Source organism: Tunturiibacter empetritectus (genome assembly GCF_014201375.1).
GTDB classification, from domain to species: Bacteria; Acidobacteriota; Terriglobia; order Terriglobales; family Acidobacteriaceae; genus Edaphobacter; species Edaphobacter lichenicola_D.
The window spans coordinates 266,682-273,552 of record NZ_JACHDZ010000007.1 but is presented as its reverse complement, the minus strand read 5'-3'; the positions used below and the strand labels follow the sequence as shown (position 1 = coordinate 273,552).

The window sequence follows — 6,871 nt, the reverse complement described above, 5'->3', positions numbered from 1 at the left end:
GATACCAAGAGCAACAACAAAAAGCAGAATCCCTATGAAGGAAAAACAAAGAACAATCCCTTGACACTAGTGACCTGCTCATAGAAAGTCGGCTTCTCTCCAGTAATCGAGAGATCAGTGGCCCGTCGGGTGGAGTAGTCGATACAGCCACAAAGCTTCGATCGATTACTGACTCGACCGAAACTTTGGCGGTTGGTGTAGATAAAAATGTTGGCTCAGGCGACTAGTAGGGGCGGTAGTAGCCGTATGGGGGTGGATAGGCGTAGCCGTAGGGTGGCGGCGGAGGAGGATAGCCGTAGACTACGTGCGGGCGTACGACGGCGGGAGCCTGCTGGATGATGGTTGGGGCGGGCGCCTGAGCCTGGACTACGACTACGGAGGGGTTCTGCTGCTGATAGTAGGGCGGGGGTGCGTAGGACTGCTGGACTGGCTGAGGATAGGCCTGTTGGATGGGGGCGGCCTGCCGCTCGACGGGGGCTGGGGTGGGATCGGCGTAGTTGAAGCGGGAGATCATCTCGGGTTGATGCTGGACCTCGGACTTGGTGGGGATGCCGATGTCGTCGAGGAGTTTGATGGTGAGGCGGGTCTCGGGCTTGAGGACGGGATAGGGTCCGCGGCGGGGCAGGTTGATGAGGTCGATGGGCCAGAGGACGGGGATGAGCCACTCGATGGTGTCGCGGGTGGCGTGCCCGGTGCCGAGGATGCGGCCGTTAAGGTCGACGGGATTCTTGCCGGAGTCTGCGATGACGCGGGCTGAGATGGGGATGACGGTGTCGTTGCCTACGACGATGCGGTCGAATTTGAGCTCCATCCAGCCTTTGCCGACGAAGTGTCCGGGATCTTTGTAGTCTTCAAAGCGGCCTACGAGGTAGCTTCCGTAGGGGAGGACGGAGCGGCCGTATTTTTCGACGCGGCTGAGCTGGCAGAGAACGGGGTCGCCGATGTGGAGGGTTTTGGATGAGATTTTGTCGGAGACCATGCACTGGAGGACTGAACCGGCTGGAATCAACTGCTCGGCGCCTGCGGTGAGGGAGACGGGCAGGAGAAGAAGCAACGAGGCAAAGATGCGCTTCATGGGGGACCTCCACAACACACGGGAGGGATGCCGTGTGTTTTACACCTTGGGTTCGCCGGATCGCGGGGGTTGATCTCGAGACGTGCCAGAATGTTCTGCGGATTGTTGGGCTGGATTTTAGCTTAATTGTGGCGGCTTGCCACTTAATTTTCTACGTTTTCTATGGGGTGGAATTTTATGCACCTCCAAGGTCGAATTGATCAGTGGTGCTGATTCGTACCCTTCGCTGGGGTAGCTTTTGCTGTCGGCTTTATCGGCATAGAGGTTGATCTCTTTAGGGCCTTGTGGGGTAAAGTTGCGAAGTTTTTGCTGTGTCTGCGGTGGGAACCCGGTAGTTTTTGCAAAGTTGCTAAGAAAAAATGGGATGGAGAGGTGGGTGGAAAGGGACGGGCGGTTCGGGTGGGTCTGAGTTCTTCGGGATCCTTCGCTACGCTCAGGATGACGGCAAAGGCTTTCGGCAGGCTTAGCTCAGGATGACAGCAAAGGTATATGCGATGACAGCAACAGCTTGATGACGGCGCGTGACTTGATTTGTTGCTAGAGGTCGCCTTCGGCGAGGAGTTGGGTGGTGTCGAGGAGGGTTAGGAGGATGCGGTGGAGGGCGGTCTCGCGGGCGGTGGGGTCGTACCACTCCTGGAGGGTGTGGATGCCGCCGCCGATGCCGCCGCTGCCGAGGGCGAGGGCGGGGATGCCGCGGGAGAGGGGGATGTTGGCGTCGGTGGAGCCGAGGCGGAGTTCGGTGCGGAGGGAGAGGTGACGGTCGACGGCGCGGAGGGTGTGGAGGAGGGGGGAGTCGTCGGGGAGGGTGGCGGCGGGACGGTTGCCTATGGTGTCGATGTGGAGTTTGAGTGGTGTGTTGATGGTGGATTGTGTGGTGACGATGTGGTCGAAGATCTGGTGAACGAGGGTGGCGGTGGCGAGGAGCTGGGTGGAGTCGGTGGAGCGGAGGTCGAGGAGGGCGGAGGCGGACTCGGGGATGGAGTTGATGGAGGTGCCGCCGGAGATGTGGCCGACGTTGAGGGTGGTGAGGGGGTCGGTGGGGAGGGTGAGGGCGGCGATCTCGGTGAGGGCCTGGCTGAGGAGGAGGATGGGGTTTGGGGTTCCGGCGTCGGCCCAGGAGTGGCCGCCGGGGCCGGTGATGGTGACGCGGAAGCGGAGGCTGCCGAGGGCTCGGTGGATGGCGGCGGCGGTGCCTCCGCCTTCGAGGATGAGGGCGGCGGCGATGCGGGTGCGGTAGGGGCCGCGTTCGAAGAGATGACGCATGCCGCGGAGGTCGCCTACTCCTTCTTCGCCTACGTTGGCGGCGAAGAGGATGGGGATGGGTGGGGTGATGTTGGCGAAGCGGAGGGCGGCGGCGATGGCGAGCAGGGCGGTGAGGCCGGCGGCGTTGTCGCAGATGCCGGGGGCGTGGATGCGGGGGGAGTCTTTTTCTTCGGTGGGGTGGATGGGGGTGTTGGCGGGGAAGACGGTGTCTAGGTGGGCGGAGAGGAGGATGCAGGGTTGGGCTTGACTGCTGATTGGTGAGGCATTGGCTGGTTCAGCGAAATGCGGGGGTCTCTCCACTGCGCGGCGGACGGTGAGACTGTCCGCCGCTTCGGTCGAGATGACGTTATTTAAAGAGGCGGAGGTAGGAGATGAAGTGGAGGCTGGTTCGGGTTGGAGTTCGGCGAGGGCGTTGCCGGCATCGTCGAGGTGGAGGTTGGTGAGACCGAGGGTTTGGAAGCGCTCGAGGAACCAGGCGGCGCGGGCGGATTCGCCGAAGGGTGGGGCGGGGATGCGGACGAGCTCAAGCTGCCACTGGCGGAGTTGGGGTTGATGGAGGTGCAGCCAGTGGAAGGCGCGGTGGACGGCGGTGAGAGTGGCGAGGCGGGAGATGCGGCGCTGGGCGGAGGCGGTGGCTGGCATCAGGGCTGGGCCTCGGCGTCTTTATATAGGACCTCGACGAGGAAGAGGCCGCGGGCGGGGGCAGTGGGGCCGGCGGCGGAGCGGTTGCGGGCGGCGAGGATCTTGGGGATGGCGTCGGGGGAGAGGCGGTTGGCGGCTGCTTCGACGAAGGTGCCGACGAGGTTGCGGACCATGTGGTGGAGGAAGCCGGATCCGGTGACTCGGTAGATGAGGAGGTCTCCTTGCTGCTGCCAGGCGGAGTGGAAGATGGTGCGGGTGTTGTCGGTTGGGATGATTTTGTCTGGTCTGGCGGCGTTTTGGGTGGGTGTTGGATCGGTGGGTGTGTCGGCAAAATGCGGGGGTCTCTCCACTTCGCTACGGACGATAAGACTATCCGCAGCTTCGGTCGAGATGACGACTTTTTTTTCATCCCGAGACAGAGATGCGGCGGCAGGCGAAGAGGTGACGTTGTAGGAGGATGAAGGCGCGATTGCGGGGTCAAATTCTGACTGCGATCTGGTGCGGGTGGATAGGTCGGGGTCTGCGGCGGCGAAGGAGGTGAAGTCGTGGGTGCCGAGGATGTGGGCGGCGGCTTGTTGCAGGGGGGCGAGTTCGAGGGGGAGTGGGCAGGCCCAGACATAGGGGGCGAGCATGGGAGGGCAGATGCGGTCTTCTGAATGGGAGTGGGAGTGGGAGCCGCAGGGGAGGATGCGGTACTCGTAGGTTTTGCGGCGGGCGCTGTGGCGGGCGTGGAAGTCTTCGGGGACGGGGGAGACGGAGAGGACGCGGATGCTGGGTGGGAGGGCGCAGTTGAGGGCGCGATGGAGATTTGCGGCGGGGATAGGGACGGAGAGGGAGAAGGTGGCGACCTGGGCGAGGGCGTGGACGCCGGTGTCGGTGCGGCCGGAGCCTTGGGGGAGAACGGTCTCGCCGGTGACGCGATGGATGGCCTGGGCGAGCGTGCCCTGTACGGTGGGGAGGGATGGTTGGATCTGCCAGCCGTTGTAGGGGGTTCCGTCGTAGGTGAGGATTGTCTTCCAGTGAGGCATGGGCTGCTTTGGACGGTATCACGGTTGGGCGGAACGGGTTTGGAGATTGTTGGGTAAGGACAAGAGGTTGATATACTTACCGCATCGTATCTGGGAATGCATTTGGGAGTGCATCTTGGAGTGGATCTACGAGTGCACTTTTACTGGAAAGCACTTTTACTGAAGATGTTGGGAACGAAGCGGGCGATGAGTGCGTATCTGTGCTGAGCCCAGACAGCGTGGAGGTAGCGAGCGATGTTTGGGTTAGCAGCATTTTCCTAGTTCGTCGCATGTGTCGTCGCATAAGTGTCATCGCATGTCTGTGGTCGCATATCTGGGGCTGTCTTTAAGAGTCTTTGGGAAGGTGCTGCGCGTCTGAATAGGAATTGCAAAATCTGGTTGTGAGGCTGACCCCTCGTGTGGTTGTGCGGGGTTGGGAGAGCTATGAGTCCCGGAAGTCCCGGGGAATTGGTCTATGCCGATGTGGTCCATGCCGGTGTCGGGCTTTGCCGGTAGAGCGTCGAGAAGCTTCAGGAAAGAGTTGGAGAGCGAATCGTGAGATTAAAGGATATGCAGGGGGCGGCGAGCATTGCACTGCTGCTGATGAGTCTGTGCACACAGCCGAGCTTGGGGCAGCAGACGCCGACGAGTCCGACCACGCCGGCAGCGCCGCAGCCGGTGGTGAATGACACGACGGGGCAGGCGGGATTGCCACAGGCTCCTGACCCGAAGCCGACCGAGCCGTTGTTTATGCGCCCGACGAGCCGCGACTATACGAAGCCGAAGAGCCATATCTGGAATCCGATCGCTCCCTATACGGCGATTCAGGTTCCGACCTTCCAGATGGGGAATACGACGCTTGGAAGTTTGTTGAAGGATGGGAAGATTTATCTGAGCCTGGCGGATGCGGTGACGCTGGCGCTCGAGAATAACTACGATATTGCGATCTCGCGGATCAATCTGGATATTGCGGATACGGATTTGCTGCGCGCCCGAGCGGGGTCTTCGCTGCGCGGCGTTTCGACGGGTCTGCTGACGAATACGATTGGCGGAACGACGACGACGATTACAACGGGCGGTGGACCGGGAGCGACCTCGCAGGGCGTGGGCGGTGGCGGTACGGGTGTGGGCGGAATCGTTGTGAGCACGAACGGCGGGGGCCCTGTGCCGGAGAATCTGGACCCGGTGCTGACGGGGCAGCTGTCGTATGAGGCTTCGACGCAGCCGCAGTTGAATACGCTGTTCAGCGGTGGGTTGTCGGTGTTGACGACGGATACGGGGACTTACAACTTTAATTATGCGCAGGGATTTCTTACCGGCACGCAGTTGACGGTGGGGTTCAACAATACGCGCGTGACGACGGACAATGCTTTTAGCAACTTCAGCCCGTCTCTGACTACCAGTTTCCGGGCAACGGCGACCCAGCATCTGCTGCAGGGTTTTGGCTGGGGCGTGAATGGCCGGTTTATCCTGCAGGCCAAGAACGACCGGCGGATTACGGACTCAGCGTTTCGGCAGCAGCTGCTTTACACGGTGAACCAGGTGGAGAACATCTACTGGGCGCTGGTGAGCGCTTACGAAGATGAGCAGGCGAAGGAGCGTCAACTGGCGCAGTCGTCGCAGCTGACTTCGGATAATCGCAAGCAGCTTGAGATTGGGACGCTGGCTCCGCTGGATGTGGTGAACTCGGACAGCGCGGTGGCGAGCGACAAGCAGGCGCTGGTGGCGTCGAAGACGAACCTTGAGTATCAGCAGCTTCTGATGAAGCAGGCGATTTTGCGGAATCTGAACGATCCACAACTTTCGCAGGCTCCGGTGGTTCCGACCGACCGCGTGGCTCTGGACAGATTGCCTGAGGAGGACGTGCAGGTAGAGGACCTGGTGAAGCAGGCGTATGCCAACAATCCGCAGATCGAGCAGGCGGTGTTGAACATGAAGAACAACGAGATTACGATCAAGGCGTTCAAGAATGGCTTGCTGCCGGTGGTGGATGCGTATGCGTTTTACGGTGGAAGCGCACTGGGTGGAGCTCAGAATCCTAATGCCCTTAATTTTAATACCGGCAAACCGTATCCGCCGGGAACGTTCCCATCGATCGGTTATGGCGATGTGTTTCAGAATACGTTCAACAACAACGCTCCGGATAAGGGCGTTGGGGTGAACATGACGATTACGCTGCGGAACCGCACGGCGCAGGCAGACCAGGCGCGGTCGCAGATGGAGTACCGGCAGTCGCAGATGCGGTTGCAGCAGCTTTACACGCTGATTCGGATCCAGGTGACGAACCAGCAGTATGCGTTGACCAACGACCGGGCTCAGGTGCAGGCGGCTCAGGCGGCGAGAGACTTCGCGGCGCAGAGCCTGGATGCGGAACAGAAGAAGTACAGGCTAGGTGCATCGACGACTGCGAATGTGTTGCAGCAGGGGAGGAACCTGGCGACGGGGGAGAATAACCTGATCTCGGCGACGGCGGCGTATGCGAGGGATCGTGCGCAGCTGTTCCAGCTTCTGGCGAACACACTGGATCGGTATGGGATCAGTATCGAAGCTGCGGCGCAGGCGGTTGGAGGCGGCGCGGGAATGGCGACGCCGGTGATTCCTGGGCTGACGGCTCCGAAGGCTCCTGAGGCGCCGAAGCCGATTGATGTGAATCCGGGTGCTGCTCCGCCGCAGTAGGGGTGGAAGTTTTGCGAGAGGGCTCGGGCTTTGGCTCGGGCCCTTTTGTTTTTTGTGCGAGCGGATGATTCAGGCAGCTGTAAGGAAGACTCCTGGCTGGCGAACATTGTGCTTTCCACCCATCGCAAAAGACGCGATCGATGGGGCACCCGGCTTGCTGTGCGGGTCCGGGAGGTGCGTTTGCACTAGACTGGGATGCGTTTGAACT

4 protein-coding genes are annotated in these 6,871 nt (G+C 61.0%); 1 reads left to right on the top strand and 3 read right to left on the bottom strand.

Annotation, left to right across the window (positions count from 1 at the left end):
• Positions 1–223: 223 nt before the first annotated feature.
• From HDF10_RS18895 to HDF10_RS21080, 3 genes are all read right to left on the bottom strand, one after another.
• On the bottom strand, positions 224–1,075 hold the full coding sequence (locus tag HDF10_RS18895) for a hypothetical protein (RefSeq protein WP_183816189.1): 852 nt from the start codon (positions 1,073–1,075) through the stop codon (positions 224–226).
• A gap of 537 nt (positions 1,076–1,612) precedes the next feature.
• A complete protein-coding gene (locus HDF10_RS18890) occupies positions 1,613–2,980 on the bottom strand; it encodes a M20/M25/M40 family metallo-hydrolase (protein ID WP_183816187.1) in 1,368 nt (455 codons plus the stop codon).
• Complete coding sequence (locus tag HDF10_RS21080) at positions 2,980–4,008, bottom strand: tRNA pseudouridine synthase A (protein WP_260177998.1); 1,029 nt, start codon at positions 4,006–4,008, stop codon at positions 2,980–2,982. The genes HDF10_RS18890 and HDF10_RS21080 overlap by 1 nt, the downstream gene beginning before the upstream one ends.
• Positions 4,009–4,542: 534 nt before the next feature.
• Between HDF10_RS21080 and HDF10_RS18880 the strand changes: the two genes are divergently transcribed.
• Complete coding sequence (locus HDF10_RS18880; protein WP_311732820.1) at positions 4,543–6,663, top strand: TolC family protein; 2,121 nt, start codon at positions 4,543–4,545, stop codon at positions 6,661–6,663.
• Positions 6,664–6,871 lie beyond the last annotated feature (208 nt).

What these genes read in the sequence shown, in the direction of transcription:
- HDF10_RS21080 (WP_260177998.1), bottom strand. Translation starts at nt 4,008, where the DNA reads ATGCCTCACTGGAAGACAATCCTCACCTACGACGGAACCCCCTACAAC.
- HDF10_RS18890 (WP_183816187.1), bottom strand. Translation starts at nt 2,980, where the DNA reads ATGCCAGCCACCGCCTCCGCCCAGCGCCGCATCTCCCGCCTCGCCACT.
- HDF10_RS18895 (WP_183816189.1), bottom strand. Translation starts at nt 1,075, where the DNA reads ATGAAGCGCATCTTTGCCTCGTTGCTTCTTCTCCTGCCCGTCTCCCTC.